17 protein-coding genes and 3 pseudogenes are annotated in these 20,631 nt (G+C 67.0%); 8 read left to right on the top strand and 12 right to left on the bottom strand.

Going from position 1 to position 20,631, the window contains the following annotated elements:
* Positions 1–24: 24 nt before the first annotated feature.
* Together ACFVTC_RS40280 and ACFVTC_RS40275 are read right to left on the bottom strand one after the other, a co-directional pair.
* Positions 25–396, bottom strand: a complete 372-nt coding sequence (locus ACFVTC_RS40280) for an ArsR/SmtB family transcription factor (RefSeq protein WP_390134433.1) — start codon at positions 394–396, stop codon at positions 25–27.
* A gap of 78 nt (positions 397–474) precedes the next feature.
* A complete protein-coding gene (locus ACFVTC_RS40275; protein ID WP_390134430.1) occupies positions 475–849 on the bottom strand; it encodes an ArsR/SmtB family transcription factor in 375 nt (124 codons plus the stop codon).
* A 111-nt stretch (positions 850–960) separates the two neighbouring features.
* On the opposite strand from ACFVTC_RS40275, the gene ACFVTC_RS40270 reads away from it, so the two are divergent.
* Complete coding sequence (locus ACFVTC_RS40270; protein ID WP_390134428.1) at positions 961–2,325, top strand: FAD-dependent oxidoreductase; 1,365 nt, start codon at positions 961–963, stop codon at positions 2,323–2,325.
* A 4-nt stretch (positions 2,326–2,329) separates the two neighbouring features.
* Complete coding sequence (locus ACFVTC_RS40265; protein ID WP_390134426.1) at positions 2,330–3,526, top strand: MFS transporter; 1,197 nt, start codon at positions 2,330–2,332, stop codon at positions 3,524–3,526.
* A gap of 121 nt (positions 3,527–3,647) precedes the next feature.
* Here ACFVTC_RS40265 and ACFVTC_RS40260 read toward each other — a convergent pair.
* A protein-coding gene (locus tag ACFVTC_RS40260) for an IS5 family transposase (protein ID WP_390134424.1) occupies positions 3,648–4,465 on the bottom strand; the annotation gives its coding sequence in 2 pieces (ribosomal slippage) (positions 3,648–4,114 and positions 4,114–4,465; 819 coding nt in all).
* Positions 4,466–4,625: 160 nt separating this feature from the next.
* Between ACFVTC_RS40260 and ACFVTC_RS40255 the strand changes: the two genes are divergently transcribed.
* Positions 4,626–5,243 carry a hypothetical protein gene (locus ACFVTC_RS40255; protein ID WP_390134422.1) on the top strand — a complete coding sequence of 206 codons (618 nt, stop codon included), beginning with the start codon at positions 4,626–4,628 and terminating at the stop codon, positions 5,241–5,243.
* A 54-nt stretch (positions 5,244–5,297) separates the two neighbouring features.
* Here the strand turns inward: ACFVTC_RS40255 and ACFVTC_RS40250 are convergent.
* The 5 genes and pseudogenes from ACFVTC_RS40250 to gvpO form a co-directional block, all read right to left on the bottom strand.
* Positions 5,298–6,064 (bottom strand): annotated as a pseudogene (locus ACFVTC_RS40250) (transposase).
* Between the two features lie 124 nt (positions 6,065–6,188).
* Complete coding sequence (locus ACFVTC_RS40245) at positions 6,189–7,256, bottom strand: SRPBCC family protein (protein WP_390134420.1); 1,068 nt, start codon at positions 7,254–7,256, stop codon at positions 6,189–6,191.
* 6 nt (positions 7,257–7,262) lie between these two features.
* On the bottom strand, positions 7,263–7,982 hold the full coding sequence (locus tag ACFVTC_RS40240) for a histone protein (protein WP_390134417.1): 720 nt from the start codon (positions 7,980–7,982) through the stop codon (positions 7,263–7,265).
* Positions 7,983–8,024: 42 nt separating this feature from the next.
* Positions 8,025–8,439: pseudogene (gene gvpJ, locus ACFVTC_RS40235) on the bottom strand (gas vesicle protein GvpJ).
* 33 nt (positions 8,440–8,472) lie between these two features.
* Positions 8,473–8,763 (bottom strand): annotated as a pseudogene (gene gvpO, locus ACFVTC_RS40230) (gas vesicle protein GvpO).
* A gap of 1,124 nt (positions 8,764–9,887) precedes the next feature.
* Here gvpO and ACFVTC_RS40225 point away from each other — a divergent pair.
* The gene (locus ACFVTC_RS40225; protein WP_390134415.1) at positions 9,888–10,727 is read left to right on the top strand and encodes an alpha/beta hydrolase; all 840 of its coding nucleotides are present in this window, start codon (positions 9,888–9,890) and stop codon (positions 10,725–10,727) included.
* A 691-nt stretch (positions 10,728–11,418) separates the two neighbouring features.
* On the opposite strand, the gene ACFVTC_RS40220 is transcribed toward ACFVTC_RS40225, so the two are convergent.
* The 3 genes from ACFVTC_RS40220 to ACFVTC_RS40210 form a co-directional block, all read right to left on the bottom strand.
* Complete coding sequence (locus ACFVTC_RS40220; protein ID WP_390134413.1) at positions 11,419–11,649, bottom strand: DUF5133 domain-containing protein; 231 nt, start codon at positions 11,647–11,649, stop codon at positions 11,419–11,421.
* A gap of 283 nt (positions 11,650–11,932) precedes the next feature.
* Positions 11,933–12,070 carry a hypothetical protein gene (locus ACFVTC_RS40215; RefSeq protein ID WP_390134411.1) on the bottom strand — a complete coding sequence of 46 codons (138 nt, stop codon included), beginning with the start codon at positions 12,068–12,070 and terminating at the stop codon, positions 11,933–11,935.
* A gap of 1,113 nt (positions 12,071–13,183) precedes the next feature.
* A complete protein-coding gene (locus ACFVTC_RS40210) occupies positions 13,184–14,188 on the bottom strand; it encodes an ATP-dependent DNA ligase (protein ID WP_390134409.1) in 1,005 nt (334 codons plus the stop codon).
* Between the two features lie 222 nt (positions 14,189–14,410).
* Between ACFVTC_RS40210 and ACFVTC_RS40205 the strand changes: the two genes are divergently transcribed.
* The 4 genes from ACFVTC_RS40205 (at position 14,411) to ACFVTC_RS40190 (ending at position 19,049) form a co-directional block, all read left to right on the top strand.
* Positions 14,411–15,100, top strand: coding sequence for an ANTAR domain-containing protein (locus tag ACFVTC_RS40205; protein WP_390134407.1), 690 nt, complete (start codon positions 14,411–14,413; stop codon positions 15,098–15,100).
* Positions 15,101–16,984: 1,884 nt separating this feature from the next.
* Positions 16,985–17,263 carry a hypothetical protein gene (locus tag ACFVTC_RS40200; protein ID WP_390134405.1) on the top strand — a complete coding sequence of 93 codons (279 nt, stop codon included), beginning with the start codon at positions 16,985–16,987 and terminating at the stop codon, positions 17,261–17,263.
* Between the two features lie 426 nt (positions 17,264–17,689).
* On the top strand, positions 17,690–18,034 hold the full coding sequence (locus tag ACFVTC_RS40195) for an STAS domain-containing protein (RefSeq protein WP_390134404.1): 345 nt from the start codon (positions 17,690–17,692) through the stop codon (positions 18,032–18,034).
* Positions 18,035–18,506: 472 nt separating this feature from the next.
* On the top strand, positions 18,507–19,049 hold the full coding sequence (locus tag ACFVTC_RS40190; RefSeq protein WP_390134402.1) for a DUF6328 family protein: 543 nt from the start codon (positions 18,507–18,509) through the stop codon (positions 19,047–19,049).
* 273 nt (positions 19,050–19,322) lie between these two features.
* Here ACFVTC_RS40190 and ACFVTC_RS40185 read toward each other — a convergent pair whose 3' ends face one another.
* Entirely contained in the window at positions 19,323–20,483 is a 1,161-nt protein-coding gene (locus ACFVTC_RS40185) for an IS701 family transposase (RefSeq protein ID WP_390134400.1), read from the bottom strand.
* Positions 20,484–20,631: the final 148 nt, after the last annotated feature.

Here is a 20,631-nt window from a genome sequence, read left to right as displayed (position 1 = left end):
CAACAGCCCTGGTGCGGCCGTGAGTCAGACGCGGGCGGGGAGGACCAACACGGCGGCGAGCGCCGTGAGGACCTGAGGATCGATGCGGTAATAGACCCAGGTGCGACGGCGCTGCGAAGTCAGAAGCCCCGCCTCGCGCAGCTTCTTCAGGTGATGCGACACCGTGGGCTGCGAGACCCCTACGTCGGCGATATCGCAGACGCAGGCCTCTCCCGCGGGGTGCGAAGCCACCCGGGACAGCAGGCGCAGCCGGATCGGGTCGGAAAGAGCCTTGAACAGGGCCGCCAGCTTCTCCGCGTCCAGGGGCGACAATTCGGCGGCGATGATGGGGGAGCAGCAGGGGACTGCCGCACTGGCAGCGGTCTCCTCGGGCGGAACCGTACTCAGGTTCGACATGTCTCTATTTTTGCATGCGTCGATACAGCGGGCAATGGCCGGAGAGGGGACGGTGTCCGCCGACCATGGGCCGAGGGGTCAAGCGTGCGGCACCGCGTCCTGTTCCTGCAGTGCCAGCAGTGCCGACATGGATGCCACCGACTGCGGGGCGATGCGGTAGTAGATCCAAGTTCCGCGGCGCTCCGACGTCAACAGCCCCGCCTCGCGGAGCTTCTTCAAGTGGTGAGAGACGGTCGGCTGCGACACCCCGACGTCGGAGATGTCGCACACGCAGGCTTCGCCTTCGGGGTGTGAAGCCACCCGCGAGAACAGGCGCAGCCGAACGGGATCCGCGAGCGCCTTGAACATCAAGGCCATCTGCTCGGCGCCATTCTCCGACAGGGCCGCGGAAGTGAGGGGTGCGCAGCAGGGAGTTGTCGATTGCTGCGTGTCCGCGTTCCGGGGTTTAGACATGCATCTATGTTGACACTCGTCGATATCCGAGGCAAGCTAACGGAAGATGCATAGACAGTTATCTAATCAGTAGCCGGTCGGCGCCCCTCACCACACCGAAGGACAGGAACGATGACAGCACCAGTCCCTGCTGAACTCCCCATCGTCATCATCGGGGCAGGCCCCGTCGGCCTGGCAGCCGCAGCCCACCTCGTCGACCGCGGCCTCGACCCCCTCATCCTCGAGAGCGGCTCCAGCGCCGCAACCTCCGTCCGGGACTGGGGCCACGTGCGGCTCTTCTCCACATGGGACGAAGTCATCGACCCCGCCGCGGAAAAGCTCCTCGCCAGCACCACCTGGACCCGGCCCGACGGCGCCACCTACCCCACCGGCGCAGCCTGGGCCGACGACTACCTGCAACCCCTCGCCGACACCCTGAGCACCCGCATTCGCTACAACACCACCGTCACCGGCGTCGCCCGCCAGGGACGTGACCGCATCGTCGACGCCGATCGCGATCAGCAGCCCTACACCCTCCACACCACCCACAGTGACGGCAGCGAATCCCGCATCCTGGCCAGCGCGGTCATCGACGCCTCCGGCACCTGGACCACGCCCAACCCGGCTGGCGCCAACGGCCTGCCCGCACTCGGGGAGCAATCCCTCACCGGCCGCATCGCCTACCGTGTCCCGGACCTCACCAGCGACCAGGACCGCGACCGCTACGCAGGCAAGCGCACCGCTGTGATCGGCAGCGGCGCCTCCGCCTTCACCGCTCTCGCCTCCCTCGCCGCACTCGCCAAGACCACACCCGGGACCCACGGCGTCTGGGTCCTGCGCCGAGGCATCAGCTCCTCCACCTACGGAGGCGGCGAAGCAGACCAACTGCCCGCCCGCGGAGCCCTCGGTCTCGCCGCAAAGGCAGCGGTCGACGCCGGACACGCGCACACCCTCACCGGATTCCGCCTCGCCGAAATCTCCCTCAACACCGACGGGACCCTCACCCTCGTCTCCGACGACGGCACCCGCTCCGACCCCGTCGACGAAGTCATCGTCCTGACCGGCTTCCGCCCGGACCTCTCCCACCTCAGCGAAGTCCGCCTCCGACTCGACGAACGCCTCCAGGCGCCCACCGAACTGGCCCCCCTCATCGACCCCAACGTCCACTCCTGCGGCACGGTCTATCCCCACGGCGAAAAGGAACTCGCCCACCCAGAGCGCAACCTCTACCTCGTCGGCATGAAGTCCTACGGCCGCGCCCCCACCTTCCTCGCCGTGACCGGCTACGAGCAGGTCCGTTCCATCGCAGCCGCCCTCGCCGGCGACCAGGAAGCAGCCGAACGAGTCGAGCTCACCCTCCCCGACACCGGGGTCTGCGGCGGATCCGGCCTCTACGACGAGCCCGCGGCCGAGAACTCCGGCAGCAGCTGCTGCGTAACACCCCAGACCCTGCAAATCGGCATCGGAGCCCCGGCCACCTTCACCACCGGCAACTGACGCTGTGCAGCCCGTCGCGGCCCGGCCGGACAGCGACCCAGGTCACCGTCCGCGCCGGGCTCTGCCAGCCCTCTGCGCGACCCAGATAACCAGCTGGGGAATCGTCTACTACGCCTTCCCTGTACTCAATCCACAGATCACCCGCGAAACCGGCTGGCCACCAGGTGCCACCACAGCAGCCTTCTCAATCGCACTGATCGCCTCCGCGCTCACGGGCATCCCCGTCGGCCGCATCATCGACCGTCACGGGCCGCGCCTCTTCATGACCGCAGGATCCGTCCTGGCCGCTGCCGCGCTGCTGCTGATCGCTGCCGCTCCGAACTTGCTCTGCTTCACCGCCGGCTGGCTCCTCGCCGGAACAGCGATGGCTGCCATCCTCTACCAGCCAGCCTTCACCGCCCTCACACGCTGGTGGGCCCCCGACCACATCAGGGCCCTCACCTACGTGACCCTGGCCGGCGGCCTCGCCTCCACACTCTTCGCCCCCATCACAGCCCTCCTCTCCGACCAACTGTCCTGGCGGGCCACCTACACAGTCTTGGCCCTCCTCCTGGCGGCCATCACCGTCCCCGCCCACGCTGTCGCCCTCAACGCCCCTTGGCCAAGAACCCGTCCGTCCACGGCGAAGGTTTCAGCGACCACTGCTGTACAGGCGGAACGCACACGAACGTTCTGGATCCTTGCCGGAGCTCTCACCCTGTCCGCGCTGGCTTCCTACGCCGTAGTGATCGCGCTGGTGCCGCTTCTCATCGAACGCGGCTACACCACCTCGCAAGCAGCGTGGGCCCTCGGCCTGGGCGGAGCCGGGCAGACACTCGGGCGCACTCTCTACGCACGCCTTGCAAGCCGTACGGGCCCTGCCCGTCGGGCCACAGCGCTGATGGCGCTCGGCGGGGCCGCTACCGTCGCTCTCGCCCTTACCCCAGGGCCCTACGCACTGATCGTCGTGCTCTCTATGACCGCGGGCATGGTCCGGGGAAACCTCACTCTCCTTCAGGCAACAGCAGTGACCGACCGATGGGGGGCTGCCGCAGACTACGGCCGTCTGTCCGGCATTCTCGGTGCCCCTGTCACCACTGCTTCGGCCATTTCCCCGTTCGCCGGCGCCGTGCTGGCTGGCCCCGTGGGCGGCTACGCGCCGCTCTTCCTGGCTCTTGCCTTGGTCGCTTTCGTCGCATCGATGCTCGCCTACGCCACTTGAGAAGCGAGTAGAGCTGCGGCGCGGGACGAACTCTCAACGCCACGCTACTGCGCAGCATCGCCTGCGGGGCATGCCGTTGGGCGTCACCGAGTACGCCGATTCGGAGGCGCGCTTAGAGGTCCTAACAAAGGCGTTGGACGTGGCGGTGGGTGATCAAACAGATGGCGAGTCCGAGGAACGCTTCGTGGATGTCGTCGCGTCGTTCCCAGCGGATGCGCAGGCGGCGGAAGCCGTGGAGCCAGGCGATCGTGCGCTCGACGACGTAGCGGAAGATGCCCAGGCCAGTGCCGTGCGGCTCGCCTCGCTTCGCGATCACGGGGCGGATCCCTCGCTGCCAGAGCAGGCGTCGGTACTTGTCATGGTCGTAGCCACGGTCGGCCAGCAGCGCGTCCGGCCGCCGGCGAGGTCTGCCGGCCCGGCCCGCGACGGCCGGGATCTTGTCCAGCAGCGGCTCGAGTTGGGTGACGTCGTTGCGGTTCCCGCCGGTCAGCGACACCGCGAGCGGGATGCCCTGCCCGTCGACGATGAGGTGGTGCTTGCTGCCCGGCCGTGCGCGGTCGACCGGGCTGGGTCCGCTTTTGGGCCCCGTCGGGCCGCGCGGACGTGCGAGGAGTCGATCACCGCCCTCGACCAGTCCAGCTGGTTCTTCGACCGCAGCTTCTCCAGCAGCAGCACGTGCAGCTGGTCCCAGACGCCGGCCTCGTTCCAGGCCGCCAGGCGCCGCCAGCAGGTCATCCCCGAGCCAAAGCCCAGCTCCTGGGGCAGGTACTCCCACTGGATGCCGGTATGCAGGACGAAGAGGATCCCGCACAGGGCCTGGCGGTCCGGCACTCGAGGTCTGCCCTCGACCTGCTTCGGCGCCGGGTCGGGCAGCAACGGCTCGATGAGTGACCAGAGTTCATCCGACACGATCCACGGTCGCGACTGACGTTTCCCCACGACGAGACCAACGAGCGGGCAAGCCAACAGTCACATGACCAACAGCTTTTGTTAGAGCCAGTAAGACTTGTCCCGTAATGATCTTTTGGTCGGAGGGTTGTGAGGCTTTGCCTCACCGGCTTCGGGCTTGATGCTCTCGCACGCCGGGTATCGCAGGCGCATGCAGGCATGGGGAGAAGCCATGTGGACGGGACCCCGGTGGGAGACTTTTCTGCGGGGCGTGGTGCGGCGGGTGCTGGCGAGAGATGCGCCGCAGCCGTGGTGGATCCCGCGGCGCGTGCTGAGTGTGGTGTCGGCCGATGTCGACGCCGCTGCCGGTGTCGGGGCGATCTGGATCGTGTGGCGTCCGAAGTCACTGCGGATGCGTGAGCACGTTGCGCTCCTGGAGTGGTTCGGCGAGCAGTGGCGGTACGTGGGGGGCGGCAGCGGCCCAGGAGACGATCCTGTCAACGTCGATGTACTCAACGTTCGCAGCGGCGGGGGCGTCCTCAGCCTTACTCGCAGCACTGACCCTCCACATTCCATCACCGCAGCCCCGTGGATCGGTTGCGCCAAAGTGCGCCTGAGGCGGGACGTGGGTCAAGTTCTCATCGGTGCCCGCCGGATCGAGAACCCCAAGCACTGCGAGCTCATCACGGTTTGGACGTCCCCCTACATCAGCCGCGGAGTCCGTCCCGTCATCGTGGCCCTGGGACGCGACGGCGCCGAACTCTCCCGCATCGGCCCTAATGACAGCCTGGACACTCACACCTGGGCGCGGTTGAGAGAGGAGCTATAACCAGCCTGCTTCCTGGGTCTTCGTCGTGCTGGCTGTCCTGCCTGTTCTTGCAGGTCACCCAGCGAGGGTGAGATTGTGCAGGCGAGCGATCCCGAGCATGGCGTGGTGGATGCCGTCGCCTTTGAGGCGACAGTCGCGGAGGATCTTCCAGGTTTTCATGCGAGCGAAGGTGTGCTCGACCCGCGCGCGGACCTTGCGGTGAGAGGTGTTGTGTTCCTCTTTCCAGGCCGGGAGTTCGGGCTGGCCGGGCTCACGGCGGTGCGGGATGATCAGCCCGGTGCCCCGATAACCGCCATCTGCGATCACCGTGGTGTTGCCGATGGCGTCGCGCCGGACAGCACCCATGCCTTGCAGTCGTTGCGGTTGCCTGGCAAGGGCCGGCCGACGGCGACCACGAGGCGGGTGTCGGCGTCGATGACGACCTGGTGGTTGGTCGAATACCGGTAGTTCTTCGACTGCTCGGCGACCTGGTGGTCGCGGGTGGGGACGAGGGTGCCGTCCACGATCAGCACGGCGTCGTCGCGGAACCGTTTGCGCGGCTGCAGTGCCAGCGCCGGTCCGAGATGGTCGATGACACGGTCCCCCGCCGACTTCGATACCCCGAAAAGCGGGGCGAGTTGGCGCAGGGTCAGGTTCGTTCGCCAGTACGCGGCGACCAGCAGGACTCGGTCCTCCAGCGGCAGGCCCCACGGCCGACCCTTGCGGACCGGATCCGCGCCTTCGCGCCGCAGTGCGGTGACCAGCCTGCCGAACTGACGCGAACTCGGCCCGGTGAACGGGGCTATCCAGGACGGCTCAGACGCCGTGATCACAACAGCCACGACAAGATCATCTCACCCGCGACCGGCAGTTACGGGACAGCCCTTAGTGCGAAGCAGCCGGACCCAACCCACGCCTCATGGGCCACCGGCAACGATATTTGAATGGTTGTTCCTCTGCCGCAAGTCAGCGCTGGCCACGATGTCGTTTCTGCCGTGATGTCTTGGAAACCTCTTCTTCTTCCTCCTCGCCGTCCGCTTCTTCGTCTTCGTCCCTGGCGGCTTCTTCGTCCTCCGCTCCCGCTTCCTCCTCGTCCTCGGGTTCGTCCTCGTAGGCAGCTTCGGCATCGTCTTCGTATGCGGAGTCGGCGTCTTCCTCGGGACCGTCCTCATCGCTTTCGGGCTCCTCGTACTCGGAGTCCTCCTGCTCGGCCTCTTCTTCTTCGATGGCGTCGTCGTGCGACACGACGACTTCGCCGTCCCGAATTTCGCCGCGCCAGCCTTCGGGTTCCTCGTTGGTGAGCGTGACGTAACGCTGGAAGTTCTTGAAGTCCAGCCGCATTCTGCGCCCTTGGGCCCGCCACAGGTTGCCGGTCTTCTCGAAGAACCCTGCCGGGTAGTACTCGACGACCAGGACGATGCGGGTCAGGGTCGGGCCCAGTTCATGGAAGCTGACCGCGCCGCGCGTGGTGCCCTTGGCTCCCTCGGAGGTCCAGACGATACGGTCGTCGGGGATCTGTTCCTGGACGGTCGCCTTGAAACCGCGCGAGGAAGGGCCGACCTTGACCTTCCAGTTGCTTCCGACCTCGTCGGTCTTCGAGACGTCGCGAACGCCCTTGGCGAAGCTGCTGAACTTGTCGTACTGGGTCCAGTAGTCGTAGGCGTCACGTAGGGGCACTCCCACATCGAGGACCTCGATGATGTTCATGACCTTGCCGCCGCTGGCCTTGCGTTTCCCCTTTCCTCCGCCGAAGGCATCCTTCACCTTGCCCACGACGTTGTCCTTGACGCCCTTGGCCTTCTCCGAAACGAATGCCTTCAGCGGTGAGTCACCTTGAAGAATGCGGGAGCCGATGGCAGGAAGCGAGCCGGACTCAGCTGAGTCAGAGAGCTTTCCCGTGACGTCTGTCAGCTTCTCTCCCGCCTTCTCGGCAAGGTGCTCCACCTGCGCGGACAGGAACTTTGTGAGCTCTCCGCGGATCCGGTCCACGCCCGAAGCTTCTTCTGCGGGCTGTTCGTTCTCCGTCTTGGCCATGACTGCCTACCTCCGACGATCGGCGCGCTTGGATGCTGCTCGCTTCGATGACGTCGTCTTCTTGGCCTGGGCGTTTTTGGCGGGCGCTGACTTTTTCGCCGCCGTCTTCGATGCCGACGCGGACTTCCGCGGCGCGGGCTCGCCCTGCCTGCTCCTTCTCGACGCGGCAGCCTTCTTGGGAGTCGGTGCGGAGGCCTTTTCTGGCCGCGTCCCTCGAGACGAGCTACGGCGACGCTGCGGCTTCTCCTCAGGCTCCTCCTCCTCCCCGTCCTCTTCCTCTTCCTCGTACTCGGCTTCTGGCTCGTCTTCCTCCTCTTCCGGTGCCTCCTCTTCTTCGTCCTCCTCGTCCTCCTCATGCCTGTCCGAGGTTTCGCCGAGCCGGGCCGTGCGGTCGCTGATGGCGTCGGCCAGCGTGCTCATCCCCCGGTCGGCTGCGGCAGCCACTGCTTTGCGTCCCGCTTCAAGGGCTTCACCGCGCAACTGCTCCTGGAGTTCGGCGAACTGGGGTATTTCACCCAGCCTCCGCATTCCCTCGGCCGCGAGCTGGCGAGGTTCAAGGCCGAAGCGTCGGCCCGCCAGATACGTCGCAACGGACAGAGCCAGACGGCCCTTCTTCGTACGCCCCAGCACGTAGCCGCCCACTACAGCGGCCGCGAGCACTACCTTTTCCTTCTCATCCATGAGCGTGTCCCCTTCGAGCTTTCGGGTCAGGTTGATCGCGTACACGGACGCCCCGTTGCCGGCCCCGGCTCAAATTTCCATCGGTCGTCAACTCGAGCCACCACGGGTACGAGGACGGCGCTGCCGCAGCCGCTCCTGGTGCTCTTCCTCGTCCTCTTCTTGCTCGTCGGATTGGTCGGCACGGCCGCCGACTGCCTTACGGACCTCGTTCGCTGATGGACTTGGCGGCGCTGCCGCTTAAGAACAGCGAAGGAACGGTCACGCTGCCGGAGTCCCGTTCCAGGCCGCGCCGGTCGCATGCCTCGGCGAATCGCAGATAGGTGTCCACACTCGCGATGACGATGCGTGCGTCGATCTTGAGGATCTCGATGCCGAGCAGGGAGACCCGGACGAAGACGTCGATCACCATGCCCCGATCGAGAATGAGTTCCAGCACGTGGCACAATGTGCCGGCGCGCGGTGGGCACGCCACTATCTCGTCGGAGTAGGTGGTCGCAGGCATAGGTTGTCCTCCCGGTCGTCGGCAGAATCCGGGTCACTCGTCGGCGGATCCATGCCGATAGCGGCGGATCCTGCTGTACTCCAAGAGCTCGCCGACCTGATCGAGCTGCACCTCGTACGAGGCGAGAAGACTCGTCGTGTCAGGAATCCGTGGCACCTTCTTCGACACGCTTCACCGCTGATACGCCCTCCGTGGGGTGACCGATCAGCCCCTCCAGGCTCTGGCAAGCAGCCCGCGCGGCCTGACCGGCGCCCCTCACAGCCGGCGGGCGGCGAGCGGCTGCCGGCGACATCTCCCGGCGCGCGGCCGACGTTCTTCTGCCATGCCTACAAGTCTGGTCAATCTCGGGCATCACGCACGTCGAGCAGATCAGAACGTGCACGTGTTGGACCTACGGCGGATAATCCTTCGGCGTCTCTGAGGTCAGGGAGTGTCGGCGGCGGTGGCTATGCTTACCACGGTGCCCCCATACGGGGTGGCAGGGCAGGAGGGCCCTGTGGCTGTCCAGGCCCTACAAGCGTTGGCACGGCGCTCGCTGTATGGGCCCCGGCGGGATATCGCAATCGCGTTTTCCCGGCCTCTGTCAGCCCGTTCACGCAGCCCCGGAGGTCGTCGCATAGGGTGCCCTGTTCGGGTCGACGGACGGGAGACGGATGAGGGAGCAGGGCCGAGGCCCTGCAACTCGCGGGGGGCGTTCCACGCGCACAGCCGTCGCGATGGCGAGCTGACTGTCCCAACCGTGGGAATCACACATGGGTTTCAATCCCAAGCAATCAGCGGTGGTGCGCGCCGGAGAGATCAAATAGCGCACCAAGATGCTCCTGATCCCGGCGATCATGGCCGCAAGCCCGTACCCGGCGGAGGAACCGAGGATCAGATCTATCGGTCCCTCGACGCTCGGGACGGAGGCCGGGTAAGGAGCGGCCTCACTAATATCGTCCACCACATGCCAGCTTCCCGCTGGATAGCACTCAAGACGTTACCGCCGCGGCGAAGGCGGTCAGGACGCGTGTGGCGACGTTTCAGGTCATGGAGGTCGCCTCGGAGGAAGCGCTCCACGACTGGCTGGCAACCGGTCCCTGACGGGATTGCTTGCAGCACGACCTGGGCGGCCAGCCTTGCGTGCGTCCCCGGGAACCGTCTCAGTGATGGTGCAGTGACATCAAGGCGCGTCGTGACGCCAGCGCCACTGCTCTCTTCGAATACTGCGCTCAGAGCCGTGGGCAGGTCCAAATCCAATTGCATGCAGGTAACTTTATGAGTGCATGGCATGCACTTGATGTTAATGGTGAGGCGGCCTACCTTCGGAGTGCAGGCGCGAAACAGGCCGCACCGCAGTCGGCCGAACCCCAGGGAGCCTCCGTACTACAGCCATGCCCTTCGAGGGCGGCACACCGCTCACTACCTGCTTAGGCATAACCCCTCTGAACGGGCAGGAAACACATCGCATGAGCTCCATCAGTATCGACGGCGTCCGGATGAAGTACCACGTGTCGGGAAGCGGGCCCGTGCTCGTCGCCCATCCAGGCGGCCCCGGCTTCGACTACGCCTACCTTCGCTCTCCTGAACTGGAGAAGCACTTCACCGTGGTCTACCCGGAGCCGGTCGGCACGGGATCGTCCGACAGCCCGCCGGCTTACGGCCTCGACACCTACGTTCACTTCTTGGCCGCCCTCATCGACCACCTCGGGGAGCCGCGGGTGCACCTGCTCGGGCATTCGCACGGGGGTTTCATCGCCCAGCAATACGCCCTGGACCATCCCGGCCGGCTGGCCGGTCTGATTCTCTACCACACCTCACCGGTCGCGGGCCCGGACTGGTGGGCGGCCGCGATGGCAGGACTGAAGGCATACCCGGACCTCTATCCCGACCAGCCCGAGGCGGCCGACGTTCCTGGAGCCTTCCAGAACGCGCTCAACGCAGCCGACGACGAGCAGGTCAGCAGGAGACTGCGCGAAGCACTGCCGGTCTACTTCGCCGACTTCTGGGCCCGTCGGGAGGAGTTCGCCGACTTCCTCTCTGGCGTACGCATCTCCGCCGAGCCGGCCACCGCGCCCAACTCGGAGCCGTTCGACGTCCGCGACCGGCTGGGCGCGATCACCACACCGACCGTCGTGATCGCCGGGCGGCGGGACTTCATCTGCGGCCCCCGCTGGGCCGTGATGCTCCGGGACGCCATTCCCGGGGCCCGGTTGACCGTCCTCGAACACAGTGGCCACTTCGGCCATGTCGAGCAGCCAGCCGAGTTCACCCGCACGATCACCAGCCTGCTGCAGAACCGGTCCTGAGGCAGAGGGCCCGTCGCGGGCCGGCGTGCTGTACATGCCGCGCGGCGTGTGGCATCTGGTGTACGCCGGCCGGAAACCCCATCCCCGTACGCGGCTTTACGCGTAAGTGGTGTGGCATTCCCACAGCCCACACCCACCGGCGAGGGCATCCCCTCCAAACCGGTCGTTGCGCAGACGGCCCCGCGCTATCGGGCGGGTGCGCCATCGGCTGGTGTGGTTTGGACAGCTCGTCTTCACAGGCTCGTGTTCTGATCGCACGGGACGGGGGCGTGCGGTGCGTGTTGTGTTGGTGCGGGCCCCGGACGGCCGGGCGTGGCATCCAGGGCCCTAAGCGACGTCTCGGATGGACGAAACGCACGCGTCATTCGCTCAACGCCACAGGGCTCGCTGAGGACACGCAGCAGGCCCGGCTGACACAGCAGGCGCGGCGCGAGCTGTACGCGGCTTCCCTCTGCAGTGCCCTGATCGCAAAGCCTGCGCGATCGAGACCTTTTGGTGATTTCAGCCGCAGTGCGCCCTGCCCTGCCCTCTAGGGGAGATTTGGAGAGGGGGTAGGGCAGCGGCAACGGGGGAGGCTGGGATCGTGATCTATGGGATGCGACTGCGGGTTCGCGAGCTCTATGTCCGGCACGGACGTTGAGCCGGGCGGTGATGGACGGTGTGTCGCAGGGGCTTTCTGGCCGGGTGGGGTTCAGCCGGCGGCGAGCAGAGAGTCGTCTTCGGGCCGGGCCCCGGGCAGTTGATGGCGTGCGGCGATCAGGGCGGTGTCCACGTCACGGGTGCCGGTGGACACGCACAGCGTGTAGGCCACGTCCTGCATGCGCATGTCCGCGCTCGGGCTCCCGTTCTGCGCGTGCAGGTCTCGCAGCGTCTCATATTCGCTGACCAGGCCCTGCAGGACTATCGGGTGGGCCATCAACATGAAAATCTCCTCTACCAACCGCACCATTACCGATATCCCGGATACCCCGGCTCAAGGTCCCCACGCGGTGACTGTTTCGGACAGATCGTCGACTGCCACCTGCGTGCTGGGGAGAGGAGTGCCTGAGACGGCACCGGGCTCCGGGCGCTGGCCTCAGGCTGGATGCGGGGGATTTCCGTGTGCGTAATGGGGCAGCGGGATGGCCGCCCCGCAGCCCCAACGGTGCAGTTGCCCCGGCTAATGGCTGCGCACTGGTGAGGTGAGATCGGGGCAACCAAGGCCATCAGGCCACCGGGGCCAGGGTGGCCACCAGGGTCAGAACGGTCGGGGCGGCGGCCAGCAGCAGGGCGGCCAGGGTGGCGGCCAGCAAGAGAGTGGTCAGCACTGATCCCGCGTTCCGGGTGACCGTGGAATCGATCACCGGCTGAGTTCTGTTTCATGGCGCGCAGCGGCTTGTCTGGCCGCTGCGCGCCACTTCACGTGATCGGTGTCGGGGCGGTCTTCGCCAGTTCCATGCTCCGTCAGGCTCTCTCGGCCTGGGGCGAGCTAAGGGCCCGAAGCCACAAAGCAGCCCGAGCCCTCGCCCCGCCCACGGGCTATAGGGGACCCGTGTGCCATGCCCGTTCAACGACAGCTGTTGCGGCCAGACACGCCGCGCTGCCTCGCAGCCCGGCTGCCGGTCGCCACCGGCCCCCGGAGTCTCCTGATGGCTGATGCCGTGCCTGTGTCATCGGACCGCCGTTTTGCCCACCGTGAGACATGTCCAGTGTCACTGATCAGGTCCGGAACTGTTCAGCAGCGATTCTGCTCCTGCGGCTGCGGAGGCCGGCGGAGTACTGAGCACCCGTTCGCGCGCTTCCCGCCCGGGGTCTTGGGCGGGAGGCTGGTGGGGTGTCGAGGAAGTCCAGGCGGCGGTGTGCGCAGTGCCGGGAGTTGCTGCCCGCGGATGCTAGCGCCGGCCGGCGGTACTGCGATTCGACGTGCCGCAACCGTCACTGGCGGCGGGCGCAGCGGTACAGCCAGATCTACCGGCGTGCTGTCGAGCAGAGCCGTGACGTCGTCAGGGGCGAGTTCCTGCGAGGGCAGGGCCGGTGCCCGGTGTGTCGGGTGTCGGTCCCGTTGCAGAAGAGGACGGATGCGGTGTACTGCTCGCCGAAGTGCCGAACCAGGGCGTGGCGTACGCGTCACGACGCCGTTGAAGGCGCATGACGCGCCGAACGGCCATTGCCGTACGTGTCACCACGTGACGACTGCCCCTCACGCTGAAGGGCCCCTGGCGCGACCCGCGCGCGCAGGGATCTGGAGGCTGGAACCAGGGTGGCGCGCGTGCAGGGCATCGGCCGGCGTGGTGCGCAGTGTTGCTGCGCAACGTGCCGGGACTGCGCAGTGCCCCGGCGCCACGGCTGGACCCGAACGAGAGGAGGGCCTCACCTCGTTCGCAGTAGGGCGCTGGTGTGGTCTCCCCACAGCCCACACCGGTGCAGCCAGCCCGGCCGCTGCGCGGTTGTGCAGTCGGGGCGGGGCTGCGTGCCTCTCACCGGCGGATCGTGGTGTGGGGGATGTCAGTGGGGGTTAGGTCGGTGCAGGTGCAGGTGCAGGTGCAGGTGCAGGTGCAGGTGCAGGTGCAGGTGCAGGTGCAGGTGCGGTGCCAGCGTGCTGGGTGCCGCCACCGGCCGGCAATGTCGCGGGCGACGTCGGCTCCGACTTCGACGACCAGGTCGGGTTCGACGAGGGCGACGTCCAGAGCTTCTTGGGTGCCCCAGCCGGAGGCGAACGACCAGCCCGCCCAAGGGTGTTCGCGCTGTGCTGCGGTGAGGTGTTCGGAGACTGCGGCGCCGGCGGTGCGGGGGAGGGTGATGGTGCGCCCGATGTACTGACGTTGTCCGTGGTCGTCGTATCTGCCGAGCAGGAGGCCGTGAGGAGTGGCTGGGGGCCCGGTTACAGCGCAGACGATCGCTTCAGTGGTCTGGCGCACCATGTACTTCAACCAGCCTCTCGCCGCGGGCCGGTAGGGGGCGTCGATCTTTTTGAGGACGATGCCTTCCACTCCTGCTGAGGTCCAGGTCAGCCACTCGCGGACGGTGTCGGGGTTGGTGGTGAAGGGGCTGAGTGTCCACGGGGCGTGCAGCCGGCGGGCGGCGAACATCGATTCGAGTTCGGCCCGGCGGCGGCGGTACGGCCAGCCGGTCGTGTCCGCCCCGGCCAAGCGGAGCAAGTCGAACGCGACGAAGTGCGCCGGCCACGCATCGGCGGCCCGGGCGGCTGCGGCACCGCGGCACTGGAGCCGGTTCTGCAGCCGCTCGAACGCGAGCCGGCCGTCCTCCCACACGACGAGCTCGCCGTCCAGGGCCGTGGCGTCCGGCAGTTGCGCTGCGGCAGCCGCGATCTCGGGGAACGCGGGCGCCATCTCGGTGCCGCGGCGGGAGCGCAGTACGACCCCTCCCGCTTCGGTATGGAGCAGGGCGCGGAAGCTGTCCCACTTCGGTTCACCGGCCCATCCCGGCGGCAGGTTGGGGACGGGTACGGGGGTGGTGAGCATCGGTCGGGCAGCGTCCAGGTCACCCGTGAGTTCTTCCACAAGGCGGTGCCGCCGTCCATGTACACCGCCGTGCCCGCGCTGTCGCTTCCGGACGGGTGCCTATGGGGCCAGCCGGGAGGCATTGTCCGCAGGGGTGGCGTGCGGAGCGTTCGGGAGATGCTCGTCAGGGGAGGGGGTAGCAGTCTGATCAGGGCATACCTGGCTGAGAGCGAGGAAAAGGGCATGGACTGGCACCGGTTTGCGCAGCAGATGGCGTCGATGGCACGTGATCTGCTGGCACAGTCGTCGGTGGCTGCGACGCTGGAGCGGATCACAGGGTCGGCGACCGAGCTGGTGGAGGGCTGCGACGCTGCCGGGATCCTCCTCGTGCACGGCCTCGAGGTGGAGACGCTGGCGCCGACCGAGCAGCTGGTGGCCGACCTCGACCGGCTGCAGCAGCGGCTGGGACAGGGGCCGTGCTTCGACGCGGCCCGGGAATCGGAGAAGGAACGCGTGTTCCGCATCCTCGACTTCACAGCGGAAGAACTGCGCTGGCCCCACTTCGTCTCCGCGGCGCTGGAACAGGGGGTGGGCAGCATGATGGGCTTCCTGCTGTTCACCGACGACGAGGACTTCGGCGCGCTGAACTTCTACTCCCGCAGGCCCGGAGCATTCACGAAGGTCAGCGAGGACGCCGCCGTGATGCTGGCCTCCCACGCCGCGGTCGCTCTTTCCAGCGCCCGCACCCACGCACAGCTGGAACAGGCCGTCGCCACCCGCCACCAGATCGGGGAAGCCATGGGAATCCTCATGAGCGAACTGCGCCTCACCGAGGACCAGGCGTTCGCCACGCTGCGCCGCTACTCGCAGGAAAACAACGTCAAGCTGCGGGAGGTGGCCCGCCAGGTATGCGAGAAGGGCGGCCTGAGCTGACTCGTTGCGTAGTCTCGTCGGCCGGGCTGCACAGATGGTGCCTATCGACTGCGCGACGTTGAGACCTGCTGTGGTCGTGGTCGGGCACTGGTGGCGCCCCATCAGTGCGCAGCGATCGATGCCCACTGGGGTGGTCCGGGAACCGGGTTGCGCAGTAAGCGGCGCACAGCTGGTCCTTGCGCACCGGCTGCACAGCGTCTCATTCGGAAGCGTCGTCCGCTTGTCTTCCGGTCGGCAGAAGCCGCAGGTCTTGATGTACTCGGCGTCACGGGGTGCGACGCGGAACTGAACTGCGGAGATCGGCGACGTCTTCCGGCTCGCCCTGGTGCAGCATTCGACGTGCAGGACAGCAGGCTGGCTGGGGTCTTCGGGGTGGCGCTTGCTCCCCAGCATGTAGCCGTCTCCCGCCCCGGCGGGGCCGCTGGGAGACCGTTCGGAGGGGAACGGTGCCAGCGTCAGAGCCGGCCATAGCTGCGGCAGGGACGGGCGGGTCGGCCGGCCGGCGGCCTGGAGAGCACACTGCACCTCGTCGCGTTGCAGACGGAGGTAAGTACGTATGGTGTCCGCTTCGGCGAGCTGCATGTCGAAGTGAGCCAGGATCACGCGTAGGCGAGCGGGATCGGGCGGCATATCGAACATGCGTTCGATTCTATTCAGGCGGCCGGTACCCGCAGCCGCGCGGACCTGCCGAATACTGACAGTGAGTGCCCGTCTGGACTCGTGGCATACCAGCACGGGATGGCGGGGGTCCGACAATCAGGGAGTGTTCTGTTCTTCGTTCGAAGCGGTGAGCGTTCGCTGCCCGGTTGAGGACACAGCAATGACGAGCGCAGCGCCCCGGGTGTCGGAGCCGGATCCCAGCACGATGCACTGCGCCCGGAGTCAGATCGGCCTGTGTGCGGGTGCCAGCGCCAGACGTGGCGCTACGGCCACGGAGGCCTGCCGCTGTGCAGTTGGTGCATGACCGAGCAGCAGGCGCGGTGGGGCATCACGGTGCGGTCAAGAGTACTCGCCCCTAGCCGGGCCCGGCGGGTACGGGCAGGTCCTGGAGTCCGCCCCGGCAGACAAAGGATCGGGGCGGTTCGCCCGGATGTCATCCGGGCGAACCGCCGCACGGGGCTTGGGGCTAAACCTCGTGTACCAGACGGGTATCCCTCTCACCTGTTCTCAACCCGGCACCGTGGCCGGGCTGTCGAATCGCCGGGTATGACCCGGCTGGAGGCGGGTAGGCCCTTCGTTGTCTGACCTTCGTCCCGCCTGCGCTACGGCGACGATGGGGGCACGGTTGACGGGGGTCGTGAAGCCCGTAGCCCTCTCGATGCGAACTACGGGCGGGGCGGTCTTCGAGGTTTCCTGAGAGCGTCAGCCGGTCGCCTGCGGCCAGCGGGGGTCAGTCGTAGGTACCGAGGTTGCTGTACTCCGCTGCTGTGCTGTCGCGCCACCGCTGCGGGACGTGTCAGTCGACGAAGAAGTGCGGGACCGGTTTCCTGACCTGCGGACATGTTGACGATAAATGCTGCGACCTGCGGCTTGGCTGTCGGTGGTTGTCGGCGTTGGTCGTCGTCGGCCGCCCTGGGACGGCCCAGAGACGGCCCCGCGTCGGCCGTCCCTGAGCCGTGGGCTGACCGGCAGTCGGTACCATTCGGACCGCGGCGGTCCTTGGCGAGGGTGCCTTGCTCCTCCGGCTGGCTTGTCGTGGTTCCCCGATCGATCGGGCACGATCGCCCGGTATCTGAAGCGGCTTCCCGTGAAGCGTGAGGTAACTAAGCCATTGCAGTAGCGACGTTCGTTCACCGAGACGACGTGGCTGACGGCTCCTGCGCGCTACGATCCCGGACGGTCGGCAGGAGGGGCAGAGACTTGTCTGGGTGCGGAAACGGCACGGTGTGGCAGAACGGGCACTGCGAATTCGTGGTGGCGCCACCCCTTTCCTTCGATCTTCCGTTCCTCTTGCTCGGGGTGGCCGCGCTCGGGTTGGGCGTGGCCATGCGCCGCAAATTGCGTCGGGACGGCCTGCCCCCGAAGCCGACCGGACCCGATCCCCGCGGCCGTCAATCCGTTCAGAGAATCATGACCATGGCCCTCCCGTACTTCCTGATGCTTTGGGGAGCGGTCTTCTTCACGGGGGGCGCCCTGCTTGTTGCAGGCACGCTCACCGGCTGATTGCCTACCCGCCCTCGACCCACCATGCACCCCAGCTCCCATCCCGTCCGCCGTCGACCCACACACCGTGGAGCGGGCGTGGTTCAGGGCGTCAAGGTGGAGCGCCCTGCTGGACGAACGACCTTGACGCCCTGGGCCGCGACTGCTCGGCTCTGCCTGGGTCGGCGGCGGACGGGATGGGAGCACCCCACGCACGCCAGCGGGGTGGGGCGGCGGGTGCGGGCCTGTAGGCGGGAAACGCTTGCTGTGCCACGATGGCGGAACGCGAGATTGATCGGTTTTCTGCCGCCGCGGTGGTGGAGGGCTGGTTCACGGGCTCCGGGCGTTGCCTCCTTCACAGGCATCCGGTCCCGCCATCGCCGCCAGAGCCGGGTCCATCGCTCCGGTGTCTTTGGGCTCATGACCCCCAGAGGGGGCGCGCCCAGCATGATCTTCACCATCACTGTCAGGGACACAGGGGTCACGGCCGTCTTCACCCCGCGCGGGGAGATTGATTTCGACACGCTGCCCAGCGTGCTCGCCCGGGCCCGGGAGCTGCCGCAGCCCGTCACCGGCGTGACCTGGGACCTGCGGCACGCACAGTTCATGGATGTCGCGGGCCTGCACCTGCTGACCCATCAGCGGCAAGCCTGCCAGGACACGGGCCGGATCCTGACCGTCGTCGGCCTGCAGCAGCAGTCGAAGCGGCTGCTCGACCTAGCCTGGGAACTGTTCCCCGATCATCACTGGGACGACTTTCTGCCCGGCGGCCTCCTCGCGGCAGCCCGCTGACGCCCGCACGACCGCGCCCGGCAGCTCCCGCCCGGCGGTGCACTACGTTCCTCCGCCCCGGCCTCCACGACGATCAGTTCTCCAGAGGCCGGCCGGCAATACAGATGCCACCTTCAACACGGCACGCTCTTATTACGATGCCACCATGCTGGCGAGTGCCCCGCTCGGCGCGGCACAGGGCGCCCCTCGCCGTGCGCGGCCTTTCCCCTCGTCAGGCCCGTGCACGGCGGAACCCCGACTTTCACCGGGCGTTCCTGGCCGTCGGTCAGGAACGTCTTTGTGCGTCGACGCACGCCTGAAGACGGTGGTCGTCACGGCGAAAGAAGTTGAGGTGCAGGTAACCGGTGCTCGCGTACGCCCTCATCGCGTATAGCAGACCCAAATGAAAGGTCAACACGAGGCCAAGTTCGCTGGGCACGAATACGGCAATCGGGGGTACATGCCGACACGGGTGACGACACTGGGAGGGGTCATGGCGGACGACAGGGTTGCGGAAGCGATACCAACGGCAAGGCCTGCAGATGGAGCCGTGCAGGCAGGACGGCAGGAGTCCGAGGCTGAGCGTGCCGACCGGCAGTGGAACGAACTGATGCAGGAGATCCGGGTCGCGCAGACGGGTGTCCAGATCCTCTTCGGATTCCTGCTGAGCGTAGCCTTCACTCCGGCTTTCGGGCACCTGTCCGACACGGACCGGATCATCTACATCACCACGGTTGTGTTCGGCGCGACCGCGACCGGCGCACTCATCGCACCGGTCCCGTTCCACCGATGGGTGTCTGGCCGCAGTATCAAGGCGCAGACGGTGCGTTGGGCCGCGCGTCTCACCTTCCTGGGCCTGGCGCTGTTGATCGCCACGCTCACCTCGGCCTTGTTCCTAATCCTAAGGGTGGCCACGCATGACGGCTTCGTACCCTGGCTGGTGGGTGGGGTGGTGGCCTGGTACCTCGCGTGCTGGGTGGTGCTGCCGATGTGGGCACGGCAGCGGTACACGACCCGGACAGAGGACGCCACTTGACGACGTGCTGCGGTCCAAAGCAATCAGACAGTCAGGCACGCCATGCGCCGATTCGGCGACGCTGGGGTCCCGATCGGGCCGCTTAGTACTGCAACGGTGTTTGTTCTGATGGTTGGGTGGTCTCTGGTGGGGTGTGTCCGCGTTGTTTGTAGTGGCTGATGCGGGCTTGGTGTTGGCGTCTGCGGCGCCATGTCGACCAGTGCAGGATGTGCTCGACGGGGGTGGGCCGGCGGTTGGTGAGGCGGGTGATCAGGCGCCGGATCTCGGCGAGACTCAGGCGGATGAGCGGGGAGGATCCGTTTCTGCTTTCTCTGTGTCCAGCTGGCGGGCTCGCAGGACGGTGAGGCAGGCGTGGGCGGCGATGGCGAGGGTGATGTGGCGGTGCCAGCCCGGGTAGCGACGGACCTGGTAGTCGTCGAGGCCGCATTCCTGCTTCGCGCTCTGGAAGCATTCCTCGACCGCCCACCGGGTGCCGGCGATGCGGATGAGCTGGTCCAGGGTGGTGTCGGCGGGGCAGTAGGCGATGTAGTAGGAGATCTGTTCGGGCCGGCTGACGCTGCGGCGGGCGATGACCCAGTGCCGGCGGTCTTCGCGGTGCCAGGGGCGGACTTCGACCCTGGCCCAGTCATAGACCCGCTTTCCGTGGGCGCCGTCGCCGCAGGAACGGCGTTTCCACTTCTGCCGCGGCAGGTCGGGGAACAGGTCGTGGACGGGATGGTCGATGGACCAGCGGGTGACGACGGTGTCGTGCCGTGTGGTGGCCATGACGTGGAAGACGTCGGCCTGCTCGAGTTCGAACCGCCAGCCCTTGCTGAAGCCGTAGGCCGCGTCCGCGGTCACCCAGGCGAACGGGATCCGGTCTGAGATGGCTTTGCGGACCATCGCCTTGGCCATCGCCACTTTCGTCTCGAAGGCGACGCTGTCGCCGATGCCGGCCCGCCAGCAGCGTTCCCGGTCGTCGGTCCATGACGTGGGCAGATACAACCGCCGGTCGATCAGCGTGCGGCCGCGGGCACTGGCATAGGCGAGGAAGACCCCGATCTGGGAGTTCTCGGTGCGTCCCGCGGTGCCGGAGTACTGCCTCTGGACCCCGGCCGAACGGACGCCCTTCTTCAGGAAGCCGGTGTCATCGACGATCAGCACGGCGTCCCGGTCCCCGAGGTGTTCTACGACATAGTCACGCACGTCGTCCAGGACCTCATCGGCGTCCCACTCGATCCGGTTCAGCAACCGGTGGATACGGTCCGGAGCCGTATGGCCTGCCTGTTCGGCGAGTGTCCAGCCATTCTTCCGATCCAGCGGAGCGATCAGCCCCCGCATATACGCAAGGGCCGTCTCCCGGGGCTCCGTCCTGCTGAACCGATGCACGAACCGCTCCTGCAACCGGCCCAACTCATCAGCCCACAACCTGACATCAGCAAGGTCCCCACCCATAACCAGACCAACGACCAGACTGGCCAACAGTCACGGCATAGACCGTTGCAGTATTACGAGTTGGTGCGTGATAGCGCGTGGGCCGTGCTTGTCCTGCTCATGGCGCCCGTCAGGTGGTGATGCTGCGGTCGGATACCAAGGTGGCGAT

The organism is Streptomyces sp. NPDC057950 (genome assembly GCF_042887295.1).
Lineage (GTDB): Bacteria > Actinomycetota > Actinomycetes > Streptomycetales > Streptomycetaceae > Streptomyces > Streptomyces kaempferi.
The sequence above is the reverse complement of the archived record's forward strand: the minus strand, read 5'-3'. Positions and strand labels throughout refer to the sequence as shown.